Genomic DNA, 26,130 nt, shown 5'->3' on the forward strand with positions numbered 1-26,130 from the left:
TTTGTGATACCTTTAAGTATAGTGATTCGGAAGCGCGCATCCATTGTGAAAAGCACGACTGACATTGCGAATATAGCGGTGTTGAATGGACGCTTAGCGAGGACGGGGTGAAAAAATGGGTAACATTTCGCAGCTGTACACCGAATCCGTTTACTTTCACCATGGCCTGGACCGACGCAGAACCGATGCTTACGCGCTGCATTGCCACCCCTTTTACGAGCTCTTCTACTTCGTAGAAGGCGAAGCGAGCTATCTTGTCGAAGGCGTCGATTACGTGCCGCAGCCGCACAGCCTGCTGTTGATTTCCCCTAACGTGTTTCACGGCGTGAAGGTCGAGAGCGACCGCCCTTACGAACGGTACGCGGTCCACTTCGAGCCGGCCATCCTGTCTCTGGAGGAACGCGCCTTGCTGCTTTCGCCGTTTCGCGAAGCCGCCGGACCGGATGACATTTATTTGACCCATGCCGACCGGTTCGGCATGCGCGACTTTTTCGAGCAGCTCATGGCTTGCGCGGGGATGAGCGACGAGATCCGGGACCTGTCGCTGCGGATTCGCCTCGGCGCGCTGCTGTCTCAGCTGCTCCATATGAGCCGTACGATCCATCGCGCCGAAGGCGAGGAGCGTCCGAGGCAGACCGTCGAGCGCATCATCGCCTACCTGAACGCCCATATCGCCGAAGACATCTCCCTGGACGAGCTGTCCGCCCGCTTTTTCGTCAGCAAGCATCATTTGAACAAAATATTCCGCAAAGCGACCGGTACGACCGTCGGCAACTACGTCATCCATAAACGCGTCGCGCTCGCCAGGCAGCTCATGATGCAGGGCGAGACCGCGAGCGCCGCGTCCCTGAACGCAGGCTTCGGCCATTATTCCTCCTTCTTTCGCGCCTACCGCAATATTTACGGGCACGCGCCCACCGAACGCGGAACCATGCAGATGGGCGGCGACGAGCAAGCCGCCGGCGCGGCCGCGGACGACATCGCGATTGCGCGCGTTTGAACGGTATCCCTTTCGGTCAGGAACGAGATGCAGCGCTTGCGATAGCGCCCCGCCGCGACGAGCGGTTTAGGTTGCTCGGAGGCGCTCCTGCGCGAAGGGGATATCGTTAAAACGACTGCGGAATGCCAATTTCCTATTGGAAGGGGATATCGTTAAAACGACTGAGGAATGCCTGTTGCCTGCTGGAAGGGGATATCGTTAAAACGGCGAAAAGCTGCCGTTCTGCCGGCAAGCTTGTCGCCGAAGCCGGCTTCGCGCAAGCGAAAAGCGGACCCGCGAATTCATGCGGGTCCGCTTTTACATGCTTCGCTGCGCATCAGGTACGGATCGCTTCGACGAATCTGCGCGTAATCTCGTTGGGCCGTGTGATGGCTCCGCCGACGACGGTCGAATAGGCGCCGAGCTCGAGGCAGCGCTGCAGCATCTCCGGCGTCAGCACGTTGCCTTCGGCGATGACGGGTGCCGTGACCGCCTGAACGACTTCCCGCAGGAAACGAAAGTCGTCCGCGTAGAGCTTGCCGCCTGCCGTATGGAGCGTATAACCGTGCAAAGTGGTGCCGACGCAATCGAAGCCCAGCGATTGCGCGCGCAATGCCTCGGCTACCGTCCCTAGCGGATAAGATGCTTGCGATGACGATGGCGAGGCGGTCGTCTTTCACCTATGCTTCTACGGATCGGCGCGGCCATTCGCCGACGAATTCTTGAACGTCGTAAGCGTAAAAACGGCCCAGCGTCTCGTCGCGGTCGTCAAGGAACAGCTGGTCGGCCAGCGCGGAGACGAGTCTCGGAATACCGTACTTCATGCCGGACAGCGCCGAAGCGGAGATGCCGCAGCTGATAAGCGCGGAATAGTTAAAGGTAAAAAGTCCGTGCAGCGTCGCCTTGCCGGCTTCGTCGCGGCTCGTGAAGGCGAATCCAGGCGTCAGGTAGGGGTGCGCGTCCAGCAGCGGGCTCGCAAGTTCGGCCGGCGCCGCGTACAGGTCGCTCCAGCGGGCGATATGCCGCTCGACGCGCGCGAGCTCGGGGCGCAGCGCCGGATCGGTGAGCAGGCCGGTGCTGACGATGAGGAAGTCGAAGCGATGCTCGCCCTGCGGCGTCGTCACGATCGCGCCGTCCCCTTCGGGCCGCACCGCGAGCCACGGCGCGCCGAGATGCAGCGCGAAGCCGGGCCAGGCGCTCGCGCGCTCGAACGTATCGTTGGTCGGCGGCTGGTTAAACTTGAAAAAGTGCGAGATGACCGCATATTTGTCCGCGTCCGGCAGCGCCGGGAAGCGCTCGATCATGCCCGAGCCCTCCATCTGGCGGATCGGGTTGACGCGCGGCAGCGCCCGGCGGCGGACGAATACATGCGCCTCGGCAACGCCTGCGCCGAGCGCGAAGTTGGCATTGTCGAAGGCGGATGCGCCGCCGCCGAGCACGGCGATCTTTTTGCCGCGAAGCGCCGCGAAGTCGATCGCCTGCGACGTATGCGCGTAGAGATGCGGCGGCAGGCTGTCCGCGATCATCGGCGGCACATGCCATTCGCCGCCGCCCTGGATGCCCGTGGCCAGCACGACCTTGCGGGCGAGCACCGCAGGCGATGGCGCGCCCGCGCCTTCGAGATGCAGACGATGGAGCCCTTCGCCCGCAGGCTCCACTAGCTTCAGCTTCGTCTCGTTGACGACGGGCAGATTCAGCGTCTTGCGGTACCAGCGCAGGTAGTTCATCCAGTCGCCGCGCGGAATTTTGTCGATCCGCTCCCAGCCCTCAGCACCAAACTGCGCTTCCCACCAGGAACGGAACGTCAGCGACGGCACGCCCAGATCGATCGAGGTGAGATGCTTGGGCGTCCGCAGCGTCATCATCCGGGCATACGTCTCCCACGGGCCTTCCGCGCCTTCGGGATTCTCGTCGACGATCAGAATATTATAGATCCGCTCGCGCAAGAGGCCGAAAGCGATCCCTAATCCGCTCTGCCCGCCGCCGACGATGACCGCGTCGTAGACGTGGCCTTCCGGATGCGCCATCGGACGGACCCAGGTCGCTCCGCCGAACGCCAGATAGGCAAGATCGGTTTTCACGCGCTCGTTCAACGCTTCAAGGCTCATCGGGATCCTCCCTTTCCTAGGCGAACGAATGGATCTGGATCGCCGATTATGTCACTATTGCAAACATCTCTTGTTAGCTTATTCCTATCTTAGCGTCTTCGGCTGGCGATGGACAGTGCGGAGCGACAAGGATTGTAAGGATCGCTAAATTTCGTTTGACGCATTGTACGCGATCACGAGCAATGCACCGAGACAGCATGTCCGCGTCGAGGCCGATGCAAAGAAAACGACACCCGGGACGGGATTAGCCCGTTCAGGTGCCGTATCTATAACGCGCCGTATGGCCTCGGAACTTCTAAGAATCACTTCAACGCGCCTGCATCCGCAAAGTCCATGAACCGATCCCAATCGTACGCCGTCAGGTCGTGGCCGCCGCTGCGCAGATGATAGCCCATCCGCTCTCCGAACAGCGGCGATTCCGGCGCCGGGAAACTTGCATCCCCCAAACCCTTATAGCCGTACAGCCGGTACGCCGGGGAGGCCTCTATAAGCGACGCGAACTCCGATGCGGGATCCGCCCACTCGTCCTGCACGGCGCTCGCTACGTACACGGAGCGCGGCGCGATCGCCGCGAGCAGCATGTGCTGGTCGACGGGCAGCGCCTCCTCGCGGCCGTTGAAGGATTTATAATTGCCGTTGAACCAGTGCGGGAACCGCTCGTTGATCGCTTGGATCGTCTCGCCGCGCTTGCCTCTCGACAGCGCGGCCCCCGTGCTGCCGGATTCGTTGCTCACGACCAGCGCGAAGCGCTCGTCCAGGGCCCCGGCCCAGAGCGCGGTTTTGCCGCCCCTGGAATGCCCCGCGACGGCGACCCGGCCGGCATCGAGGTCCGGGTCCGTCGCCAAATAATCCATTGCGCGGCGCGCCGCCCATGCCCAGGCTGCGATCGTAGCCCAAGCATCCTTCGGGCGTTCGCCGTCGTATTCGTCGAAGATGCCGTGCACCCCGTTGCGATGGCCCTCGTCGACGTCCGGATCCGCATCCTCGAGGTCGAGCGCGGCCGCCGCGTATCCCCGGGCGACGATCCGCTCCGCGGGCCAGAACATGGAGATGGCGCGCCGCTCCGGATCCAACTCCGTGACTCCCCGATTGTTGAGAAACAAGAAGGAAGGATAAGGCCCTTTTCCCTCGCTCGGGACGAAAAGCACCAGGCGGATCTTCCCCGTCCCTCCCGGGCCTTCGAAGCGAATCTCGACCTGCTTGCGGACTGCGGCGCCGTTCATCGTGCCCGGCGTGACGACGGTCTCAAAAATCTGGGATGCCGGCCGATCGACCGGTTCTCTGCCGTATACGTACGTGCGGAACAATTCCAAAATTTCGGGTCGCCTCGTGTTATGCCACTCCTCGACCGTCTTGATCGCGTTCCCGTTTAATCCCTTGAGAACATCCGGTAACCCGCGCTCATCCGTCATATCGTCCTTCTCCATCCTCTCCAGAATGTGTAAACCGGTACGAGGCCCCGATATTGCTTCAGTAATAGAACCGACGATTCATTTGCCATTTTATAATAGCGCTTTCTTCGGGCAAATTAAAACCGCTTCCCCCAAAAAAAGGGAAGCGGTCGCGATTCGTATTTTATTCGGTGGCCCGGATCAGCACGCGCACGCCGTTCTGCGCCAGGCTGAGCTCGTCGCCCGTTATCGGCTCCCCGGTCTCGGCGTCCTGGTAAGCCCGGCCGTCCAGCTTGACGCGTTGGCTCGCGCCGCTGTAATTTTCCACGAACACATAATCCGATTCGCCGTCCGTGCGGACATGCGCCGTCACGCCGCGCGGCAGATCCGCCGCGATCGCCCTCGGCAGTGCCAGCCTGCCTGCGAGCTTGGCGTACAGCGCGTCAAGCAGCGCGGCGTCGGCCCGGGTCGCGAGGTAAAAAGCGCTGCCTCGGCCAAGGGAGTTGACCGTGAGCGCAGGGCGACCGGCGTAAAAGTCGTCGCGATACGTCGCCAGCGCCGTCGCGCCTTCAAGATGCACGAGCTCGCACAACTCGCGCGACTCGTACGTCTCCGTTAAGCCGAGCGCGTTGCCTTCGATCGGGACGAGCGCGTTGCGTTCGTCGTCGTACAGCGAGTCGATCTCCTCCGCCCAGATGCCGAGCGTCCTGCGGAGCGGCCCGGGAAATCCGCCGAGATGGCACAGGTCATGCTCGTCGACGACGCCGCTCCAGTAGGTAGCGACGAGCGTGCCCCCCGCCTCGACGAAGCGCTCCAGGCGTTCGCCTATAGAGGCGCGGCACAGATACATCATCGGGGCTGCGATCAGGTCGTAGCGGGAGAGATCCCGCTCTTCCTCGGAGCCGATGATGTCCACCTGAATGCCGAGCGACCACAGCGCGCGGTAGTGCTCCATCAAGGTGTCTTCGTAATGAACGCCCGCATTGCGCGGCCCTTGCGAATCGTTGACCGCCCAGCGGTTGTCCCAGTCGGTCAAAAGCGCGGCGCGGGCATTTACGCCGGTCCCCGCCGCGTCCGCGATTCGCTTCAGCGTCTCGCCCAGGTCCGCCACATCGGCGAAAACGCGCGTATGCTCGTGCCCGACATGGTCGACGACCGCGCCGTGCAGCTTTTCGCTCGAGCCGCGGCTTTTGCGCCACTGGAAGTACTGCACCGAATCGGAGCCATGGGCGACGGCCTGCAAGGAAGCCAGCTTGTGCATACCAGGCTTTTTCAGCTTGCTGATCGGCTGCCAGTTGGTCATGCTCGGCGTGCTCTCCATAAGCAGGAACGGCTTGTCCTTGAGCGAGCGGAACAGATCGTGATTGTACGCGAACCAAGCCGCGACTTCGATGTCGTCCCGCGCGCCGTGCCACTTCGGATAGGCGTCCCAGGAGACGACGTCCAAGATGTCGGCGAACTTGCGGTAATCCAGTCCTTCGTAGCCCTCCATCAGATTGGTCGTGACGGGCAGCTCGGGGTTGTACGGACGCACCGCCGCGATCTCGTGGGCGCAGAAGTCGACCGTACGCGCGGTCACGAAGCGCCGCCAGTCGAGATTTTGCGCGTGCACCATGTTCTCCCCCCGCGGCGACGGCGACTCGATCTGGGACCAGCTCGTATACGTGTGCGCCCAGAAGGACGTCCACCAGGCGGCGTTCAACGCTTCCAGCGTCCCGTATTCGGCCTTCAGCCAGTCGCGGAACGCTTCCTGGCAATAGTCGCAATGGCAATCTCCGCCGTATTCGTTGGAGATATGCCAGCCGACGACCGCCGGATGCCCGGCGTACCGCTCCGCCAGCTTGCCGTTCATGATCGCCGTCTTTTCCCGATATACCGGCGAGCTGTAGCAGTGGTTGTGGCGAAAGCCGTGCAGGTTGCGCACGCGTTCGGCGTTCACTCTCAGCACTTCGGGGTAGCGCTCGGACATCCATGCCGGCCGGGCGCCGCTCGGCGTCGCGAGCCAGGCGAAGATGCCGTTCGCCTCGAACCGTTCCAGCACGCGGTCCAGCCAGTGGAATTCGAATCTGCCTTCTTCCGGCTCGATCGCCGACCAGGCGAAGATGCCGACCGCCATCACGTTGCAGCCGGCCAGCTTCATCAGCCGGATGTCCTCCTCGAGCACCTTCGGATCATGCTGCCATTGATCCGGATTGTAGTCCGCGCCATGCATGAATCCCTTGATCTTGCCGCTCGCCGGCGCATATCGCTTCGCCATCTCGTCTCGCTCCTTCGCACTTGTGCTTGTCGCTCATTGCTAACGCTTTAAAACTAAACTATAGTCTGATTGTAGGCGTACAATCGGTATAATCGCTAGCATAATGCACGTCAAAATAAGCACAAAATGAACATGGAGGAAAATCGATATGCAACTCCCGTTCCGGCTGTCCCCGTCCGTTCATCGCGAGCGGCTCCCGGTCAGCCTTTACTGCGTAGGCGCGCATGCCCAGCATCCGGTAGACCGGCCGGCCGGCTTTCCCGTCATGCAATGCTTTATTGCCTTCGGAGGACGGGGCCGCTTTGAATTTTCCGGCGGGGACCGTCTGTCGATCGAAGCCGGCCAGGCCCTGCTTCTTCCCGCGGACGAAGCGCATCGCTACGAGCCGTTCCCGAGGGAGCCGTGGCTGCTCGGCTTCGTCGGTTTCGAGGGACCCTGCGCGCCGGACATCGCGGACGCATGCGGATTGCCGCTGCGAACGGCCTTTTCGCTCAAAGAGACCGCAGCGCCGGCTGCGGCCTTACGTGCGCTATGGCGGCTCGCGGAGCGTGCCGATCCGGACGCCGCGCGCCTGCTGTCGGCCCGGCTCTACGATCTGCTGCTGCTGCTCGGCTCGCTCGTCGCCGGACCGGCGGCTCCGGCCGCGCCGCCTCGCGCGCGCCAGTCCGACGCCGCGCTCGAACGCGCCGTCCATTATCTGCACGAGCACTTCGCCGAGCCGCTCGTCATGTCCAACGTCGCCAGCGCGGTCGGTTATTCGGTCCAGCATTTCCAGCGCCTGTTCCGCGAAGCTTATGGCGAACCGCCGCTTGCGTACCTCCGCCGCATCCGGCTCCATCAGGCCGCGGTATGGCTGGAAGAGGATCCGCGCGCCTCGGTATCGGATACGGCGGGAAGGATCGGCATGGACCCGAACTATTTCATCCGTTCGTTCAAGCAAGCCTACGGCGTTCCGCCCGGCCGCTATCGCAAGGATAAAGGGCCTTAATCTCGCCGGCCGGGGTCGGCGCCTTCCGTCAAATACCGTACCGTATATCCGTTGCGGAATTTGCCGTCCGGATCGAGCCGCGCGACCAACCGCTCGAAGTCCGGCAGCCTGGCGTAATGCGGGCGCAGTTTGTCCGGCGGCATGACGAACAACTTGGCCCAGTGCGGGCGAGCACGGTAAGGTTCGAGCGCCTCCTCGATCAGCGGAAGCAGTCCGGAGACAGCTTCCTGGTCGGGATTCCACGTAAAATGGATGCCGACCGAATCCCGCCCGTAGCTAGGACTCATCCACAGCTCGTCCGCGGCGACCGTGCGGATCTCGGATACGTAGAGCAGCGGCGCGATCCGCGTCCGCAGCCGTTCGATCGCGCACAGCGCATCGTATGCGGCGGCGCGCGGGACGAAATATTCGCTCTGCAGCTCTTCGCCCGCGCTCGGCGTGAAGTTCAAGCGGAAATGAGGCAGCCGCTCGTACCATTTCCCCACGATACCGAGCTGCTCGCTGCATGGATCGGCCGACAGTCCGGGCACCGGATGCTTGCGCGCTGTCGCGCGGGTCGCGCCGTGGAACGACGGCTCGTCCCAGCGATGCGCCCCGTCCGTCTCCGTTCGTTTGATCCACACCTGATTAAACGAGGCCTCGCGCCAATCCGTGAACAAGCTGACGCTGTATCCGGCAGAGAATACCGCGTCGAGCCCGTCCTCCAGCGCCGCGAGCGGCAAACCTTCGTAGACCGTCTGGCTCATGCGGAAAGCCGGTATGACGTTAAGCGTGATCGCGGTCACGATCCCCAGACAGCCGAGTCCGACGGCAGCCCCGGCCAGCGTCCCGTCCCCGTCGTCGCGCGAGATCGCGATTTTCTCCCCGTCCGCCGTCACGATATCCAGCGCGTGCACCGACGTCGCTAGGTTGCCGTTAAGGTCGCCGGAGCCATGCGTGGCGGTCGCGCATGCGCCGGCGACCGTAATATGCGGCAACGAAGCCAAGTTGGGCAGCGCATACCCGCGCTCGTCCAGATAAGCGCACAATTCGCCGTACCGAATACCGCCCTCAACCTTAACTCTGCCGTTCGTTCGGTCTAGTGCGACGACCCGGTCCAGCCGCTCCAGCGACAGCATCGTCCCGTCCGTATCGGCGATTCCGTTGAATGAATGTCGCGAACCTAACGCTTTCACGCGGCGGCTGCGCGCCACCCGCTCCTGGATCTCCTCTACGCTTTCCGGAAAAACGATCTCGGAGGCCCTGTATTCATAATTGCCGGCCCAATTGCGATCGTATGTCGGGTCTTTTCGCATCGTCACTTCCACCCTTCGAGAAAAGGATTACGTTTTCACCTCTTAACATAACACGATTAAGCGTCGCCCGCTCGGCATGTTTACAGCGCGAAAAAGACGCCTGGCGCGGCCAATCCGCGACAAGCGTCTTCGGTCAACGAGGACTGCAACAGCCGAGAGACATTCGGCCGCCGCTATCGCTTGAGTCGATTGCGAGCGGCTTTGCGCGCCCGCGGCGCCCTCGCTTTCGGCCGCCGGCTGTACGCCATGATCTTTCGATACATGCGCTTGTCGGACAGCGCGTTAAAGATGGATCTGTCGGGACGCGAATTGACCTCGATGATCCACGGCTTCAGCGACCGGTCGATGCCGATGTCGACGCCGTACGCGCGAAACTGAGGGAAATAACCGCTCAAATGGCGGCTGACTCGAAGCGCAAGCCCTTCCAGCCGCCCCTTGTAGCCTTGGCGTTTGGCAGCCGGGATGGCAGGCGAGAGCAAGGCGTCGGCCGGCATCGGCTTGCCGCCGTTGTGATAGTTGGTCACGATCTTGTTCGCCATGGCGAGCCGACCGACGATGCCGGTCGCCTCCCAGGCTCCTCTCGGATTGCGCTGCACCATAATGCGAAGATCGAACGGCCGGCGCTTGTATTGAAGCAGCGGGATCCCCATCTGCACCAGGTATATTCTGTTCGCCCGGGCCTTGTCGAACGCGGCATAAGCTTGTTCCAGCTTCGGGTAGACGCGGCTTCGGGTGCCGTGCCGGAGTTGGTACCCTCCCTTGAACCTGGACATTTTGAAAATGCCGTAGCCGCCGGTGCCATGACTCGGTTTGATATAGACGGCCGCATAACGCCCCAACATTGTCCGAACAGCCTTCAAGGAAGCGATCGCGGTCGGAGGCAGATGCCGCGCCGTCGCCCGATCCTTAAGCATCAGCTTATATTTGCCCATCTTGTTATTCCCGTGCATGATCGTCCCCCGTTTTCCGCATTTGGCCCCGTTTTCTTTATATGCGGCGGCGACTCCGGTCTCCTATGCGTTTGACGGCGTGTTTTTCATGCGACGGCGAAATTCCGCGCCATAAAAAAGGTACGCGCCCGTAACCGGACGCGCACCCCATGTAAATTCAAATTGCCGATGCCTTGTTTAGACCGCCTTGCCCATATACTGACCCAAAATTTGCGAGATCACTTCGCGCTTCACGGGCTTGCTCACGTATTCGTCCATGCCGGCTGCCAGGCATTTTTCCCGATCGCCCTTCAGCGCGTTCGCGGTCACCGCGACGATTCGCGGGCACTTGCCGGGCGCCGACCGTTCCTTGATCGCGCGCGCCGCGTCCAGGCCGTTGATGACGGGCATATGAATATCCATGAAAATAAAATCGAACGATTCGCGCAGCGCCGCCTCGATGACCTCTTTGCCGTCGGCGGCCACCGTTACGTGATGCCCCATTTTTTCGAGCATTTTTTTCAACACGAGCGTATTGATCGGATTGTCTTCGCCGACCAATATTTTCGCTTGGGCAGCGCCCGCTTCATTCGTCAATGCGGCTTCGGGCGCCAATTGATCTGCAGTGGACTCGTGCAGTTGGATGGTGAATTGGAAAGCGGAGCCGCTCTTGCCGTCGCTCTCCGCGCGAATCTCCCCGCCCATCAGCTCGACGATGCGCCGGCTGATCGAGAGCCCGAGGCCCGTGCCTTCGTGCTTGCGCATCATGAAGCTGTCGATCTGCGAAAACGGCTCGAAAATCTCCTCCAGGCGTTCCGGCGGGATGCCAATGCCCGTATCCGTCACGGTAAACGCGAGCATCGGCGTTTTTCCTTTTAATTTTTTGACGGCGATCGACACCTTGCCGCTTGACGTAAACTTCACCGCATTGCCGAGCAAGTTGAGCAGCACTTGCTTCAAGCGATCGGCATCGCCGTAAATGTAATCGGGAACGTCGTGATGGATGGCGTACGACAGCTCGAGATTTTTTTCGTCCGCCTTGGCCGAGACGACCGACATGCTGTCCGTGATGCATCTCCTCAAATCGAAGGACGTCTCCTGCAGCTCGCTTCTGCCTGCCTCGATCTTCGACAGATCGAGAATATCGTTGATGATCGCGAGCAGCGCCTCTCCGCTTTTGCGTATAATCTCGGCATACGCCTTGCTTTCCTCGTCGAGGTCCGAATCGAGCAGCAGGTCGGTCATGCCGATGACGCCATTCATCGGCGTGCGGATCTCATGGCTCATCATAGCCAGAAACTCGCTTTTCGCTTTGTTGGTGGCTTCCGCCATTTCTTTGGCCAGAACGAGCTGTTTTTGCTCCGATATATCCTTGCAGATCAGGTAGAAGCCGATATTGCGGTTGCTGACGAAAATCGGGGCGATGCTCGTAATCACCTCGACGGTCTCGCCTTCCTTGGTGACAAGCGTATCGATGCTTTGCTCGACGGTGGCGTCATGAAGCGCGTCCGCCAATATGCGGTCCACGTTCGGCTGACCGATAATGTTGGCGAGCTCCATCCCGATGAGCTCCTCCGCGATGCAATAGCCCGTCAGCTTCTCGGCCACGGCGTTTCCGTTGATCACGCGTCCCTGAAGATCGAAGGAAATAACGGCGTCGTGGTTGTATTTTTTGAGCGACGTATATCGCTCGACCGATTCCTGCAGCTGGATCTCGGATATTTTCTGCTTCGAGATGTCGATGACCTGCAGAATATAATAAAGCGGGGTACCCTCGTCGTTGCGGAACAGGCGAACGGACATCAACGTCCACAGCGTCGCGCCGTCTTTTCTGAAAAAACGCTTTTCCATCTGCCACTCGACCTCGGTCTCCCCCATCGCCTCTTTTAGCTCTTCGATGGATTTGATCGGGTCGTCCGGATGCGAGAAGCAACCGAACAGCTGCCCTTCGAATTCTACCTTGCTATAGCCGAAAATCCGCTCCATCGCGGGATTTACCGTTAAAAAAAGTCCTTTCGGATCGAGTAGCGCGACGCCGAAGGACGCATATTGAAACACTTGACCGTTGAAGGAATTCTGATCCAAGTTAACGCGATGCATGCCGTTACCTCCAAGTTTGTACCGTCTGCCGCCAAAACGTATGCAGGCATAGTTTTGATCTAATTACCCTTTTCAAATCATTTTGAAACAAAAAGGCAGCGAGCGTCCGGAAAAGACGTTCCGGACGCCCGCTGCCAAAGAATACGGGCTATGCTAAGAAACGGGCTGGCCTGCCGCCTTCTGATACGACCTGCCGGGGCTTAAGCCGAGCGATTGCGCGGTCGATGCTTGAACGTCGCGGAGGAGCTCCGGATTTTTAAGCAAGGAAGCGCCGTAAGACGGGATCATTTCTTTTAACTTCGGCTCCCAAGCTTGAATTTGCTGCGGGAAGCACTTTTTAATGACGTTCAGCATGACCGAGACGGCGGTCGAAGCGCCCGGGGATGCGCCAAGCAGCGCGGCCACCGAGCCGTCGGCGGCCGTCACGACCTCGGTACCGAATTGCAGCGTGCCTTTGCCGCCTGCGGCCGTATCCTTGATGACCTGGACGCGCTGGCCGGCTACGACCAAGTCCCAATCTTCGCTTTTCGCGTCCGGCACGAACTCGCGCAGCTCCTCCATACGCTGTTCTTTCGACAGCATGACCTGTTGGATCAGGTACTTGGTGAGCGACATGTTTTTGGCGCCCGCCGCCATCATCGTGACGAGATTGTGCGGCTTGACCGAAGTGATCAGATCGAGCATCGAGCCCGTCTTCAGGAACTTCGGCGAAAAGCCGGCAAACGGTCCGAACAGCAGCGACTTCTTGTTGTCGATGAAGCGGGTGTCGAGATGCGGTACCGACATCGGCGGCGCGCCGACCTTCGCCTTGCCGTACACCTTGGCGTGGTGCTTGGCGATGACGTCCGGATTGTTGCACGACATGAACAGACCGCTGACCGGGAACCCGCCGATGTGCTTGCCTTCGGGGATGCCGGTTTTTTGAAGCAGGTGCAGGCTGCCGCCGCCGCCCCCGACGAAGACGAATTTGGCGGCATGCCGCTCGACGCGGCCGTTATCGGCGCGAACCTTCAATTCCCAGGCGCCGTCGCGAGTGCGCTTGATATCGTCCACTTTATGCTTGTACTTGATCTCCACGCCATTTTTGTTCAAGTGCTCGAACAGCATGCGCGTCAAAGCGCCGAAGTTGACGTCCGTGCCGGCGTCGACCTTGGTGGCCGCGATCGGCTCGCTTCCGCTCCGGTTTTTCATGATCAACGGGATCCATTCCTTCAGCTTGGCATGGTCCTCGGTATACTCCATGCCGTGGAACAATGGATTCGCGGACAACGCTTCGTAACGTTTTTTCAGGAACGACACGTCTTTTTGCCCGTGCACGAGACTCATGTGAGGCAGGGCCATTATGAAGTCCTGCGGATTGCGAATCAGCTTGCTCTCGACGAGGTAGGACCAGAACTGCATGGAATCCTGGAACTGCTCGTTGATGCTGATCGCCTTGCTGATATCTATCGATCCGTCCGGCTTTTCGACGGTATAGTTCAGTTCGCACAGCGCCGCGTGTCCCGTGCCGGCGTTGTTCCATTCGTTCGAGCTCTCTTCGCCCGCGCTCGCGAGCTTTTCCAGCACGGTGATTTTCCAGTTCGGCGCCAATTCCTTCAGCATGGCGCCCAACGTCGCGCTCATGATGCCCGCGCCGATCAAGATTACGTCTGAACTCGTTTGTCCGTTACTCATTATGACCATCCTTATATCTTAAGATTTGCTCGAATTTTGATCCAGGTCCGATTAACCTTATCTATTTTAACACTATTACCATCCGACTTTAATAAATGTTTACTATAGAGATGATCGATATAAGTTATTTCATTGCCCTCAAACAATTGGAGGCAAAGTGGGTCAATGCTTTTTGGTTGCGCAAAAAAACCGTACTCTTCGCAAATGGAGGAAAGATGCTTCCATTTCACTAAAGAACGGTTTCTTTGCGTTATGGCGAAGAGCCTGAAACGGGAGCGCCGAATGCAGACGGACAAGCGCTTTGATGCACAAGAATTGTGCATATGCGAAGCAAGTGCGCCTCCCCGCTAGCGTCGCTCCCCGCGTGCATGCGGATCTTCAAACCAAAAGCTCGGGATAGTTCCACGCATACGATTGGAAACAGCCGCTGCTCACATTGCGGTGCCCCGCGACCGGGCGATACGGTGCGGCAAAGCGCGCGTAGGCTTCGTCCCGATAAATAATCGCCATCGCCTCGAACAAATCGACGGGCCACGTATCCGCGCCGAGCGGGACCGGCATGTTCTGCTTCTCCTCGCCGAAGGGCCATTCGCCGGATCGGCCGTCAGCGTAGCGAAGGAAGGTATCGAGCGCTCGCTTGATGCTCTTGCCTCCGGGCGTCGTCCAACGGAAGAGATCCTCCCCGGTCGCGTCCAGCACGAGCTTCGCCGCGGCCGTCATCGGCGCCAGGGCGAAATAATGGTACCACATGGCGTTGGCGCCTCTGGCCGCTTCCTCCGGCAAGAAGCCGTCCTTCGCGATCGCATGATCGATGTGCGCCTTCAACTCTTCCGTCGCCGCCGCGAACGCGGCGTCGTCTCCCGTTAACCGATGGAGCGCGAGACGCGCGTACAGGCTCCAGTCCCACCAATTGTTGCGGCCTTCGATGCTTTCCCATGCGCCGAGGCACACTTGCTTCAACCAGCCTTCGAACCGGTCGCGCGCTTCGCGGCTCCAGGCCTCGAACGGCTCGAGCCACAATCCCGCGCGGATGAAGCCGACGCCTAGGTAGGCCGACACCAGCGGTCCGTCGTGTCCGCCGATCTCCCGGTTTACGCTTGCCCAGCCGCCCAGAATGTCCGCGGCTTTGGCCGCGTAGGCAGCCTCCCCGGTGATCCGGTACGCCAGCGCGGTCGTATAGGCAGCCTGGGCATCGGGCTCCATTAACCGTTTGCCCGTCTGATGGCCCTCGCGATCGTAATAAAAACCTGGGATCGACCAGACAGGCACCGCGCTGCATACCGTCTTGAGGCTTGCCTGCGCTTCGCGGAGCAGCGCTTCGACCGCGGGCGCTTGCGACGTCGACATGGCGATCAAACTTCCTTTCATCACTCATCCTATGTTGCATCATAACTTTGATATTTTCCGATGAACATGCACGTTATATCGTTCGCATATCCATTCTTTCACGCCGGGGGGAAGCGTTAGGACAAGCTCTTCTTCAATCGGTATTCGCGCGGCGTCGTGCCGAATTTCTTTTTGAACGAACGGAAGAAGTGGCTCTGGTTGCTGAAGCCCGACTGCTCCATGATCTCGTTGACCGTATAGTTGCCCTTCTCGAGCAGTTGCATCGTCTGTTCGAGCCAGCTCCAGCACTGCCGTATGGAAACGGTACCGGTCGTTAGAGACCAGCTTCAGCTTGTTGGCGTTCGCCTCGGATACCATGGGTGATCCTCTCTATCCATCCCGTCATTCATCCGCTTCTCGTAAAAAACGATCGTCATCTTGTCGTTAATAACCTTGCTTCCCTCGGTTTTCCTGTAGCCCAGTTTTTCGTACAGGTAACAAAGGCCCGCCTCCTGCAGGATGGTAGCCAGCTCCCACTTCTCGGCATCTGCGTATTGTCGCTCGATCAACTCGAATACGATTTGCGCGATCCCCCGGCTTTGGTACTCGGGCAACAGGAAGATCGGACTAACCCGGTACGTTTTATTTGGCTTTTTAACGATTCGAATCGCCCCCACCGACAGAGAGGAAAGAACAATGAGGTAGTATTCGGTAAAAGGTTGTTGAAGCCTTTCGACGATTCGCTCGACCTTTTCGTTGGCCGGATTCGTATCGAAGTCTTCGTACTTACGCAGCAATGGCATAAACGCTCTGATTTGCATTTCATGAATAAGGGATGCATCCTGAATGTCCGCTCGTACCAGCCCTACACTAAACTGATCATGGCCCTCGTCCAGGCAACCGAACGATACGCTCCGCGGTAAATTCGTATCTTTAAGCCTCTCGTAAGCTTCAACAATATCCGGTCGATGCTTTTTCGTGAGTATCCAGCCGCTTATTACATTCATAACGATCTCGACTTCGTTTTTATCGCGCTTCGACAGATCGTCTTCCGAAATCTCGATGGGCTCCCCGAAATGCTGCGATAACGCGGACGCGATCTGCAGCCACTCCGTTTCCGCGAGCTCCTTAAATTGCGCGAGGAGCTTACAATGGTTCGGTTCCACGGTCATTCTCCTTTGTCGTGCAGGATCTTCATCTTATTCCATGCCGCGCGCCCCGTATCCTGCTTCTGCTGTATAATGGGCAGAACGCAACTTCATTCAAAGGCGGTTAGGATTTGGCTTCTTCCCATTCACCCATCGCATATTTATATACCTATGCATCGCACGAGGACGAGCGTTCGTTATGCCGGCTGGAGCTGCGCGCCTTGTTCGGCGTCGATCCGGAACTGCCTGTTTTTAAAAGCAGCGTCACCATCGATCCCAGCCGAAGCCCTTTTATCAGAGAACGGATCGAGGTCATGTACGAAGGCGACAGCATCAGCGATATCGCGCTTCAAGCGGCCGATATGACTGCCCTTTCGACTTCGTTCAAGGTATTGTTCGTGAAGACGAACGATCTGGCGGCGGATGAAAAAATGACGTACGAGGATCAACGTGAAATCGAGCGGCAGGTCGGCATGCGGATCAAAGGCAAAGCCGATATGCGCCATCCGGATCGCATGTTCGGCATCGCGACGATGGGCGGGCGCTGGTACTTCGGCCCTTATGAGAAAAACCGTTCCGTATGGCTGACCCATATGAACAAACCTCGCAATTACTCGATGGCGCTCCCCGCAAGACTCGCGAGAGCGGTCGCCAATATCGCGGTTCCGCGTCCCGAAGGCGTCTTGGCCATCGATCCCTGCTGCGGCATCGGGACCGTTCTCGTGGAGGCGCTCTCGATGGGCATCGACATGGTCGGGCGCGAGATCAACCCGCAGCTGGCGGTCGGCGCGCGCGAAAACCTCGCCTTTTTCGGACTCCAAGGCGAGGTTGTCTTCGGCCCGATCGCCGAAATTAGCACCAGCTACGATGCGGCCGTCATAGACTTGCCGTACAATCACGTTTCCAAAATTACCGCCGAGGAGCAGCTGGCCATCCTGCGGCATGCTCGCCGGATCGCAGGCCGCGTCGCGGTCGTCTCCATCGAACCGATCGACGACATGCTGACGGCTGCGAGGCTCGCTATAGCGGATCGCGGTATCGTCAAAAAGGGAGCATTCCGCCGACACGTGATGCTATGCCTTTAAAGTGCGGCGAATTGGATCCTTGAATGATGGACGCGGTTCGCAGGCAGCGTCGAGCGGACGATCGAGCTGGAGCGGGAATCCTGATCCATTAGGGTGCGATCGTCAATGATCGTAAACCGGCTCAATCGAAAGCATACGAGGCAAACCGCCTGGCGTTCGCCATGCTCGTCCAGACGTCCAGGCTCTCCCCGCCCATATACCAGAAGCCGTAACCGGCTACGCCGAACGATTCTCCGAGTCCGACCTTTAAAGACAGCGAACGACCGTCCTCCAGCCAGATGCGATGCAAAGACGCGGCCGTCCCGTAATAGGCGTAATACTGGCCCATCGCCTCCTCCCAACTCGCTTTGGCTTGCATCCCCGTCACCCGCGCATTCTGCTGCAGCAGGCTGATCTCCTCCGAGACGGTCATGCCGGCTTCGCTTTTCCAGTCCCGGTTGTACAGCGGCAGCGCCAGTACGACCCGTGCGGCGGACACCTGCTTTAACAGCGTCGTCAAGCCGAGGCGAAGCCAAGGCAGCGAGGACACCGAGCCCGGATCGCCGCCTCCCCAATGCTCGTCGTAGCCCATCAGCACGATATAATCGGCGGCCTTCCCCAGCGCCGCATAATCGAACACGTCCGTCCAATCCGTACCGAAGTCGGGAGAGACATTCACCGATAAGACGGCGCGAAGGTCGTCCAATGCCTCGCTCAATTCGGAGATGAAGGCGGTAAAAGATTGACGGTCGCCTGGCGCCATGTTCTCGAAGTCGATGTTGAGCCCGTCCAGGCCGTACTGCCGGACCAAGGCGGCCAACTGTAAAGCGAACGCGCTTCGCCGTCCGGCGTCCGACAGCATCGCATGCGTGGCGGCTTGGTCGGACCGGTTGCCGACCATCGTCCACACTCGCTTGCCTTTGGCGTGCGCCCAAGCGACGAGCGCGGCGTCCGTATAGTCCGCGACCGTACCGCTCTTGTCGAGGAAAAAGGAGCGCGGCGACAACGTATTGATGCCGGAGGCGAGAACCTCCTTTTCGTACTGCGCGGCCGACTGCCCGTATTGCCAGCCGAGCTGGATCGGGGCCGCCTGCGCAGCCTGAATCTCCGCCGCCCATCCCGGATACGACCACATCCGGTCGAGCAGAACGGCCGCTTCTTGCCTCGTCATCGGAGACGCCGGCCGAAAGCTGCCGTCGTCGTCTCCGCCCATGAGGCCGAGCTGCCGCAGCCGATATACGGCTGGCAGCGACCAAGCCTGGATACGCGCCTGGTCCCGGTAGAACGGCGCGGATGGCGCCGCGCCGGCGGCGAGCGCTTGCTTCAAGGCGCGCGCGATCAGCACCGCCGCTTCCTCGCGCGTCACCGGGCGGTTCGGCTCAAACGAGGAACCGGAGGTCCCCTTTGCCAATCCGATTTGGACCGCGGACTGCACCCATCGGTAAAACCACGCCGTCTTCGGAACGTCCGAGAAAGAAGAAATCGCGCTCTCGACAGGCTCGATGCGCAGCAGCCTGTCCAGCATCGTCATAAATTCCGCGCGGGTGACCGGCTTGTCGGGCTCGAACCGACGCTCTCCCGTGCCGGTCACGATATGTAGGGCCGCCATGTTCGAGATCGCTTGGGCGGCGAAGTTGTCGCGCACGTCGTCAAAAGGAAGCGCGCTCGAGACGGAGAAGGAAGCGGCAGCAGCCGCCGGCGTTAACCAGGGCACGCCCATCCATCCCGCCAGCACGCCGGCGAGCGCCGCGGCCGCGGCGCCTTGCGCGACACGTCGGCCAGTTTAGACAGCATCAGGTATCACGCTCTCCGATCGTTGATAGACTCTCGCACTCTATCGTAATCAATCGGAGATCGGATACCTATCCTCAAATAATGGCAAGCCCCTTCTGCCTTCTACTCTTTGACGGAACCAAGCGTAATGCCGTGAATGAAAAACCGCTGCAAAAACAGATAGACGACCAGCACGGGAATCATCGCGATAAATATTTTGGCCGCGTTCAGCGTCTGGTTGGACAGCTCGTTCATCCGCTTGTATTGATCCTCCGTCATGTTCGCGGCGTCGATGACGACGACCAACTGCTGAATGAACGTCTGCAGCGGGTAATGATCCTGCCCCGAAGTTAATACAAGGCCGTGGAAAAACTCGTTCCAGTGATACACGATGGTGAACAAGGTCACCGTGGCCAGCACGGGGACCGCGAGCGGCACGTAGATCGCAAATAGCATCCGCCAAGGCCCTGTGCCATCGACCAGCGCCGCTTCGTCCAGCTCCTTCGGCAGATTGCGGAAGTAGTTTACGATCAGGATGACGTTGAACACCGGCACCCCGCCGGCGAGCACCAAGCCCCAGATCGTATTGTATAGGCCCAGCGCTTTGACCGTCATATACCACGGGATCAAGCCGCCGTTGAACAGGAGCGTAAAAACGAGGATCCACATGAATACGTTCCGCGGTCCGAACTCCCTGGTATTCCTCGAGAGCGGGAAGGCCATCAGCGTCGTGATCGCAATGGTGATGACGGCGCCGAGCGCGACCCGCTGAATCGAGATCCAGAACGAATGGAAGAATCGGCCGTCGTTCATGATTTGTTCGTAGGAATTAAAGTTGAAGCCGACGGGCCACAGCCAGACTTGACCCGCCGTGGCCGCGGACTTCTCGCTTAACGATACGGCCAGCGTGTACCAAATGGGCAGCAGACAGAGGAAAGCGACGAGCAGCAGCGCGATGACGAGCAGTCTGTCGAACAACCGCGATCGCAGGCCGGCGTTCTGTATCATAGCGGCCCTCCTTCCTTAAAAGATGCGATAGTTCGCGAATTTGGATGCCAGCAAGTAGGAGACGACGATGAGGACGAAGCTGACGACCGACTTCAGCAAGCCTACCGCGGTCGCAAGACCGTATTGCATATTCAGCAAACCTTCCCGATACACCCAGGTGTCGATGATGTCGCCGGTCGAATAGAGCAGCGGGTTGTATAGGTTGAAGATTTGATCGAATCCGGCGTTAAGGACGTTGCCGAGACTGAGGACGGCGAGCAGGACGATCGTCGTTCGAAGCCCGGGCAAGGTCACGTGCCACATGCGGCGAAGTCTCGAGGCGCCGTCGATCGAGGCCGCTTCGTAGAGCGAAGGATTGATGCCGGTCAGCGCCGCCAAATAAATAATCGTATTGAAGCCGAATTCCTTCCACACGTCGCTGCCGACGACGATGTAGGGGAACAGGTCCGCGCGGGCGAAAAAGAGAACGGGATCCGCCCCGAAGGCCGACAACAGGGTGTTCACGGGACCGGTATACGAAAAAATGTCGAGCAAAATGCCGGATAAAATGACCCAGGACAAAAAGTGAGGCAAGTAGACGATCGTCTGGATCCAGCGCTTCATCGCCATGAAGCGAAGCTCGTTCAGCAGGATGGCGAACGCGAGCGGCACCGCGAGATTGGCCGCGATTTTCATGACGGCGATGAAGACCGTGTTGCCGAAAATTTGCGCCGTGTCGTTCAGGTCGAACATGTACCGGAAATTATCGAACCCGATCCATTCGGACCGGAAAAAGCCTTGTCCGGGATTGAAGTCTTCGAATGCGATCACGATCCCGAACATGGGAACGACGCTGAGCAGGATCAGCCACACGAACCCGGGCAGGAGCATGAAGTAATAATGCTTGGCGAACGTACGGTTTCTCATCCCGTGTCTCCTCTCTCTATCGCCGCTAAGGCAATCGCGCAAGACGCCGGAATGTCCGGCGTCTCCGACAACGGCTGCCTTTACTTGACCGCTTCCTTCACTTCCTCGGTAATCTTGTCGCCGCCTTGCTTTTTCCAGTCGCTGACGAACTTGTCGAAGTCGTCCAGCGGCGCGGCGCCCATGATGATTTTGAGGAAGGTTTCGTCCTCCAGCTTTTTCAGGTTCGACCAGCGGCTCTCCATCGTCTTGGTCTGCGAGTAGAGCAAGCTGTACACCTTGTTGTAGTCCTGCTCCAGCGGCGACGAGCCGACGAGCAGCGAATAGATCCGGCTCCAGGTGCCCATATCGGCCTTCGGATCCCAATTTTGGATGTCCATGTTGTCGTACGGCTCTTTCTTAACCTTCGTGACGTTTTGAATATCGGCCGCAAGCAGCTTATAGCCCGGATCCGTGAAGTCCTCCGGCTTCTTCGTGCCGGCCAGCACTTCCTTCAGCGCCTTCGCGGAATACTCGCTCTCGTCGGTGTAGGACATCGGCACGCGCAGCGGGTAGAAACCGACCGGCACGCTGATATCGAACTTGGATTCGTCCCGAACGAGCAGATTCAGCATTTTGACGACCGCTTCCGGATGCTCGTAGCCCTTCCGGACGACGACGAAGAGCGTGGACGGCGCGCCCATGTGAGCGTTGAACTGCCCGTCCGCGTCGAGCGGCAGCAGGTACGCCTGCCAGTTCGCGTCGGGGTTGTTCTTGATCGCGTCCGGCAGCGGGCCGTAGCCCATCCACCAAGGGGCGAAGAAGATCCCCGCCTGGCCGCTGACGATCGGCTCGTAGGCGCTCTTGCGGATGCCGATCTCCTTGTCGATCAAGCCTTGCGCGTACATGTCGCGCAGCTTGCCCAGCGCTTCCTTCGTCTCCGGCAGCGTCGAGCCGTAGACGGGGTTGCCCGCTTCGTCCTTGAGCCAATAGCCGGGATAAGACTTGTAAGCGCCGAAGATCGGGTCAAGGCCGAACGTGTTGTTGGTCGATTCGAGGAAGTTGGCGTACAGCTTGCTGCCGTTCTGCTGGCCGGAGATGCCGATCGTGTCCTTCTTCCCGTTGCCGTCCGGATCCTGTTCCACGAACGCTTTGGCGACCTTCTCGAGGTCCGCCATCGTTTTCGGCGGCTCAAGGCCGAGCTTGTCGAGCCAGTCCTTGCGGATCCACATCTCGTGCACGCCGTCGGATTGCACCTGGATGCTCGGGATCGCGTACATCTTGCCGTCGAACGTGACCGACTCCATCGATTTGCCGCCGGTCTTTTCCATGAAGTTTTTCATCGCCGGCGACGCGTATTGGTTGAATACGTCGGTCAGATCCGCGAGCTGTCCGGACTTCACCATCTCCCTGAGCTGCGTGTCCTTTACGACGAGGGCATCGGGCAGGTCGCTGCTAGAGATCGCCAGGTTAACCTTTTGGTCGTAGTTCGTGCCGGAAGCGGCCTGCCAGGTTACCTTGGTGTCGATGTTCAAGTTGTCCAGAATGTATCGCGAATATTGGTTGTGCTCCGGCGTATCGCCCGCGGGCAAGCTGTTGTCCGTCGGGTCCACCGCTTTGCCGTACGTCAGCGTGATCTGCTCCGGATATTTGCCGAACGGATCCTGGGTCTCGGCGCTTGCGGCAGGCGAGCCCGATCCGGCGGATGCGGTTGAGGCCGCGGTTGAGGCTTTGGTTGAGGCTTTGGTTGAGGCCGCGTTATTGTCGTTGTCCGATTGGCTGCACGCGCTCAGCGCGACGGCCATGAGCGTCACGGCCAGCGTTGCGGATTTTTTGTTCAAGGTGTTGCTTCCCCCTTCGTTTCGCGCTTTATTAATGAAGCAAAATCAATATAGCACGGTTGAAAGCGCTCTTAAGATGGAGCGGATGCCGAGGATCAGGGAGAGAAATGAACGGCGCTTGTCTCCGTCGGCCGAATCTCCCCCTCGTCGCCGCCATCTGTCTACCCTTGCCGATGCCTGGTCCGATATTCGCTCGGGAGCATGCCGGTCTGATCCCTGAACGTACGGCTGAAGTACTTCTCGTCGGCATAGCCCGTGTGCTCGGCCACCCATTGAATCGGCTTCGTCGTCTGGACGAGGTACTCCCTGGCTTTGTCGATCCGGGTTTTGCGAAGGTACTCGTTAAAAGAATAGCCGACGACTTCCTTGAAAACCTGATTGAAGTAGCTGCGGCTCAAGTTGACCCGCTTCGCGACGTCGATGGCGAACAAAGGAAGCGCCAGCTCGTCATGGACGATCTTCACGGCGGTCGAGATGCTGCCGCTCACCTCTCCGCTCAGATGCGTCTGTCCCGACGCCGCCCTCGACATCTCCCTGAAGGCGTCCAGCCAAACCACGCATTCTTCCCAGCATGCGAGCTTGTCGGGAAGCGCCGCACGGGTCTGCGATACAGCGCGGTATATCCGGTTCCACTCGACGGTGCAGCCGTAAAAAAGCTGCGTCAGCTTCTCGGCCGGCAGCCGGAGCGCAAGCAATCGGCGCTGCAACTCCTCGAAGCTCGTCTCGTCATGCAGCCAGCGAAACGCGTGCAGCAGCTCCCGCGCTTCCTCGATGTCCCGCGCGCATGGAGCGGCGCGCTCGCCGCGAAGCTGCGCGAGGTCCAGCTCGATCGGCTGCGCCTCGCGGCCGTCGCAGTCGTAAAAGAAGTCCAGCTGCCGGTAGCGGTTCAAGCCGAGCTGCAGCTCCGCGATCGATTCGCCGGCCGCGTGGCGGACCCGAACCAGACGCCAGTCCGACGGCAGCAAGTCCGCCTGAACGGGGGGCCGTCCGGTCCGCTCCGCCGCTCCGCCGAGCCGGTCCTCTTCATTCGCCGGCAGCCACAGCCTGACAAGCGGGTCCACGTCCGCCCGCCAGCAGCCGGCTCCTTCCGGCGCTGAAGGCGGCGCCTTCGCCCCGGCCGGCTCCCGCAGCGCAAGCCATGCGTAGGCGTCGCTGCCCGGGAATCGCTCTTTGGGCGCGGCAGCGTCGTCCTTCATTCGGCCGGTCTTGCCGGGGACGATCCGCGCCCGGATTCGCGCCAGCACCTCGCCGAAGTACTCCTGTTCAAGCTGGACCTTCGCGATATAGTCGATGGCGCCAAGCCGAAGCGCTTCCTGAATGTATTCGAAATCCTGATGCAAGGTGAGCACGGCGACGGCCACGTCGGGGTACCGCTCGCGCACGATCCGAATTAGTTCGATGCCCGACATGACGGGCATGGCGAGGTCGGTGATCAGCAGCTCCACCCGATTGGAAGCGATGAATTCAAGCGCCTTCTCGCCGTTCGCGGCCTCGCCCGCGATCCGCATGCCGAATTCGTCCCACGGCATCGCGGTGATGAGCCCTTTGCGTACCAGATTATCGTCGTCCACGATTAACACATGGATCATTCAATCGTCCTCCTTGATCGGCAGCCGGATGACGATTCGGGTCCCTAGGCCGAGTTCGCTTTGCACCCGCATCTCGGCCCGGCCTTCGTAATGCGACTCCAGCATCCGTTTGACGTAGTTCATGCCGATGCCCATCCCGACGCGATGCCGCTCCGTCTGCTCGCCAGCCAGCAGCGCCGCGATCTTTTCCTCGGAGATGCCTCCCCCGTTGTCTTGGATCGAGAGTTCGAGCCGATCGTTCAGCCGGACCTCCACTTCGATCCTGCCTTCGTCATCGAGCCCGTGATACAGCGCGTTCTCGACCAGCGGCTGAAGAATGAACCGGGGCACCTGAACGTCGAGCAGCTCGTCCTGCACGTGAAGCCGGACATCGAAACGGAAGTTATATCGGATCTGCTGAAGGATGAGGTACTGCTTAAGGGAGTCGACCTCCTCGCGAACGGTGGAGAGGCTGTCTCCTTTGCGGAGGTTGTAGTAAAGCAGCTTGTTCAGGGAAGTCACGAGCCGGTCGATCTCCTGCTGGCCGTTCATGACGGCCAACCAGTGCGCGGTGTCCAGCGTATTCATCAGGAAGTGGGGATTGATCTGATACAAGAGCTTCTCGATCTCCAGATCCGCCCGCCGCTTCTCTTTGCTCTCGACCTCCGCGAACAGGTCCGCGATTTGCGACTTCATCTTGCGGAATTGCCCGAGCAGCGCCTCGAATTCCGGGATGTTGGTCCGCATCGTGACCGCGTTGAGATTGCTGTTCGCCATCCACTTGATCTCCTTGCCGAACCTCGCCAGCGGTTTGTATACCATCTTCCACAGAAGCCAGCCGATGGAGAGGCTGACCGCGATCAGCAGCAGCGCCATGACGAGCATCTTGACGATCCAGGCGTTCTTCTCCTGGTTGTAGCCCGCTTTAGGCACGAGCGAGACGACGCTCCAGCCCTGCGTGCTGACCTGCCGGTACCAATAATAGCCCGAGGAGACGCCGGCGCTCTGAGAAGGCGCTTTCAGTTCGGCGAACGCCGAATTTTCCGGGAAGTCGTCGCCGAGTTCGCTATAGGCGACGCGTCCGTCGTTATCCAAAATGAGATGGTACGTATGCTTGCTGACGCCGTCCAGGTCGAGAATGCTCTGCGTGAGCTTGAAGCCCGATTCGACGTAAATGTACGCATCCTGCCGATCCGGCAGGTCGACCTTGCGAAGCGCGGAGAGCACGTACTGGTCGTTAAAGCGGTCGTTGCTCACATGCGGGCCGAAATACGTAATGCCATAGTAGGAAGCGAGCACGGGCAGACGGTCCAAATCGAACGAATCCTTGACGCCCGACGATTCGAAGAGCATCGACCGGTCCTTTTGAAAGTAATACATCGTCAGCCCGATGTTTGGGTTCGTAAAGGTAATGAGATTAAGCTGATATTTGATCTGGTCGGTCAGTTCGCTTCTCGCATACGGCTCGTCCGCGGTCATGAACGCCTCCAGCTGCCGGCCGATATCCCCTGCGAAGGCGAGCTGCTGCGATACGTGATTCAGGTTGCCGAGCGTGCTTTCCAGGGACAGCTCGACTTGCTTCAGATTGCTCTGGATGCCTGCCGTCAGTTTTTTGTCCAAAATGGACGCGATCGTGTTGTAAGACAAGTAGCAGGTAAAAACGAAAGGAATCAAGGTCGCGGCGGCAAACAAAAATAAAATCCGATTTTTGAGCGTGAGTCGCTCCACATCCGTCCCTCCCTTCACGGGCGCTGTCCGCAGCGAGCCCGAAAGTCCCCGGGAACTCTCCCAGGGACCTT

The 26,130-nt window shown here is 59.6% G+C and carries 19 protein-coding genes and 1 pseudogene; 3 read left to right on the forward strand and 17 right to left on the reverse strand.

Annotation, left to right across the window (positions count from 1 at the left end; genetic code table 11):
• Window positions 1-115 precede the first annotated feature (115 nt).
• A complete protein-coding gene (locus BM235_RS12540; protein WP_090113332.1) occupies window positions 116-1,000 on the forward strand; it encodes an AraC family transcriptional regulator in 885 nt (294 codons plus the stop codon).
• A 316-nt stretch (window positions 1,001-1,316) separates the two neighbouring features.
• Here BM235_RS12540 and BM235_RS12545 read toward each other — a convergent pair.
• The 4 genes and pseudogenes from BM235_RS12545 to BM235_RS12560 form a co-directional block, all read right to left on the reverse strand.
• Window positions 1,317-1,613: pseudogene (locus tag BM235_RS12545) on the reverse strand (tRNA-dihydrouridine synthase); the annotation flags it as partial.
• A gap of 46 nt (window positions 1,614-1,659) precedes the next feature.
• Window positions 1,660-3,087 (reverse strand): FAD/NAD(P)-binding protein, encoded by a 1,428-nt coding sequence (locus tag BM235_RS12550; protein ID WP_090113336.1) that lies wholly within the window; start codon window positions 3,085-3,087, stop codon window positions 1,660-1,662.
• 302 nt (window positions 3,088-3,389) lie between these two features.
• Complete coding sequence (locus BM235_RS12555) at window positions 3,390-4,499, reverse strand: glucuronyl esterase domain-containing protein (protein WP_090113610.1); 1,110 nt, start codon at window positions 4,497-4,499, stop codon at window positions 3,390-3,392.
• Between the two features lie 163 nt (window positions 4,500-4,662).
• Window positions 4,663-6,735: a beta-galactosidase gene (locus BM235_RS12560; protein ID WP_090113338.1), complete on the reverse strand. Its 2,073-nt coding sequence runs from the start codon at window positions 6,733-6,735 to the stop codon at window positions 4,663-4,665.
• Window positions 6,736-6,883: 148 nt separating this feature from the next.
• On the opposite strand from BM235_RS12560, the gene BM235_RS12565 reads away from it, so the two are divergent.
• The gene (locus BM235_RS12565; protein ID WP_090113340.1) at window positions 6,884-7,723 is read left to right on the forward strand and encodes a helix-turn-helix transcriptional regulator; all 840 of its coding nucleotides are present in this window, start codon (window positions 6,884-6,886) and stop codon (window positions 7,721-7,723) included.
• Here the strand turns inward: BM235_RS12565 and BM235_RS12570 are convergent.
• The 7 genes from BM235_RS12570 to BM235_RS12600 form a co-directional block, all read right to left on the reverse strand.
• Window positions 7,720-9,018 carry an FAD-binding protein gene (locus BM235_RS12570; protein ID WP_090113342.1) on the reverse strand — a complete coding sequence of 433 codons (1,299 nt, stop codon included), beginning with the start codon at window positions 9,016-9,018 and terminating at the stop codon, window positions 7,720-7,722. The genes BM235_RS12565 and BM235_RS12570 overlap by 4 nt on opposite strands.
• 173 nt (window positions 9,019-9,191) lie before the next feature.
• Window positions 9,192-9,968: a YheC/YheD family protein gene (locus BM235_RS12575; RefSeq protein WP_090113344.1), complete on the reverse strand. Its 777-nt coding sequence runs from the start codon at window positions 9,966-9,968 to the stop codon at window positions 9,192-9,194.
• 177 nt (window positions 9,969-10,145) lie between these two features.
• Window positions 10,146-12,047 (reverse strand): PAS domain S-box protein, encoded by a 1,902-nt coding sequence (locus tag BM235_RS12580; RefSeq protein ID WP_090113346.1) that lies wholly within the window; start codon window positions 12,045-12,047, stop codon window positions 10,146-10,148.
• Window positions 12,048-12,200: 153 nt separating this feature from the next.
• On the reverse strand, window positions 12,201-13,721 hold the full coding sequence (locus BM235_RS12585) for a malate:quinone oxidoreductase (RefSeq protein ID WP_090113348.1): 1,521 nt from the start codon (window positions 13,719-13,721) through the stop codon (window positions 12,201-12,203).
• A 378-nt stretch (window positions 13,722-14,099) separates the two neighbouring features.
• Window positions 14,100-15,068 carry an alginate lyase family protein gene (locus BM235_RS12590; RefSeq protein ID WP_158543726.1) on the reverse strand — a complete coding sequence of 323 codons (969 nt, stop codon included), beginning with the start codon at window positions 15,066-15,068 and terminating at the stop codon, window positions 14,100-14,102.
• A gap of 116 nt (window positions 15,069-15,184) precedes the next feature.
• The gene (locus BM235_RS12595) at window positions 15,185-15,331 is read right to left on the reverse strand and encodes a helix-turn-helix domain-containing protein (protein WP_090113363.1); all 147 of its coding nucleotides are present in this window, start codon (window positions 15,329-15,331) and stop codon (window positions 15,185-15,187) included.
• Window positions 15,332-15,394: 63 nt separating this feature from the next.
• The gene (locus BM235_RS12600) at window positions 15,395-16,054 is read right to left on the reverse strand and encodes a GNAT family N-acetyltransferase (RefSeq protein ID WP_090113613.1); all 660 of its coding nucleotides are present in this window, start codon (window positions 16,052-16,054) and stop codon (window positions 15,395-15,397) included.
• Between the two features lie 272 nt (window positions 16,055-16,326).
• On the opposite strand from BM235_RS12600, the gene BM235_RS12605 reads away from it, so the two are divergent.
• Complete coding sequence (locus tag BM235_RS12605; protein ID WP_255374340.1) at window positions 16,327-17,280, forward strand: TRM11 family SAM-dependent methyltransferase; 954 nt, start codon at window positions 16,327-16,329, stop codon at window positions 17,278-17,280.
• A 121-nt stretch (window positions 17,281-17,401) separates the two neighbouring features.
• On the opposite strand, the gene BM235_RS12610 is transcribed toward BM235_RS12605, so the two are convergent.
• The 6 genes from BM235_RS12610 to BM235_RS12635 form a co-directional block, all read right to left on the reverse strand.
• Entirely contained in the window at window positions 17,402-18,973 is a 1,572-nt protein-coding gene (locus BM235_RS12610; protein ID WP_158543725.1) for an S-layer homology domain-containing protein, read from the reverse strand.
• Window positions 18,974-19,155: 182 nt separating this feature from the next.
• A complete protein-coding gene (locus BM235_RS12615; RefSeq protein WP_090113366.1) occupies window positions 19,156-20,040 on the reverse strand; it encodes a carbohydrate ABC transporter permease in 885 nt (294 codons plus the stop codon).
• Between the two features lie 15 nt (window positions 20,041-20,055).
• Window positions 20,056-20,946 carry an ABC transporter permease gene (locus BM235_RS12620; protein WP_090113369.1) on the reverse strand — a complete coding sequence of 297 codons (891 nt, stop codon included), beginning with the start codon at window positions 20,944-20,946 and terminating at the stop codon, window positions 20,056-20,058.
• A gap of 80 nt (window positions 20,947-21,026) precedes the next feature.
• Window positions 21,027-22,727 carry an extracellular solute-binding protein gene (locus BM235_RS12625; protein WP_090113619.1) on the reverse strand — a complete coding sequence of 567 codons (1,701 nt, stop codon included), beginning with the start codon at window positions 22,725-22,727 and terminating at the stop codon, window positions 21,027-21,029.
• A gap of 197 nt (window positions 22,728-22,924) precedes the next feature.
• Window positions 22,925-24,352 (reverse strand): response regulator transcription factor, encoded by a 1,428-nt coding sequence (locus BM235_RS12630; RefSeq protein ID WP_090113371.1) that lies wholly within the window; start codon window positions 24,350-24,352, stop codon window positions 22,925-22,927.
• Window positions 24,353-26,059: a cache domain-containing sensor histidine kinase gene (locus BM235_RS12635; RefSeq protein WP_090113373.1), complete on the reverse strand. Its 1,707-nt coding sequence runs from the start codon at window positions 26,057-26,059 to the stop codon at window positions 24,353-24,355.
• Window positions 26,060-26,130: the final 71 nt, after the last annotated feature.

Source organism: Cohnella sp. OV330 (genome assembly GCF_900112065.1).
GTDB lineage: Bacteria > Bacillota > Bacilli > Paenibacillales > Paenibacillaceae > Cohnella.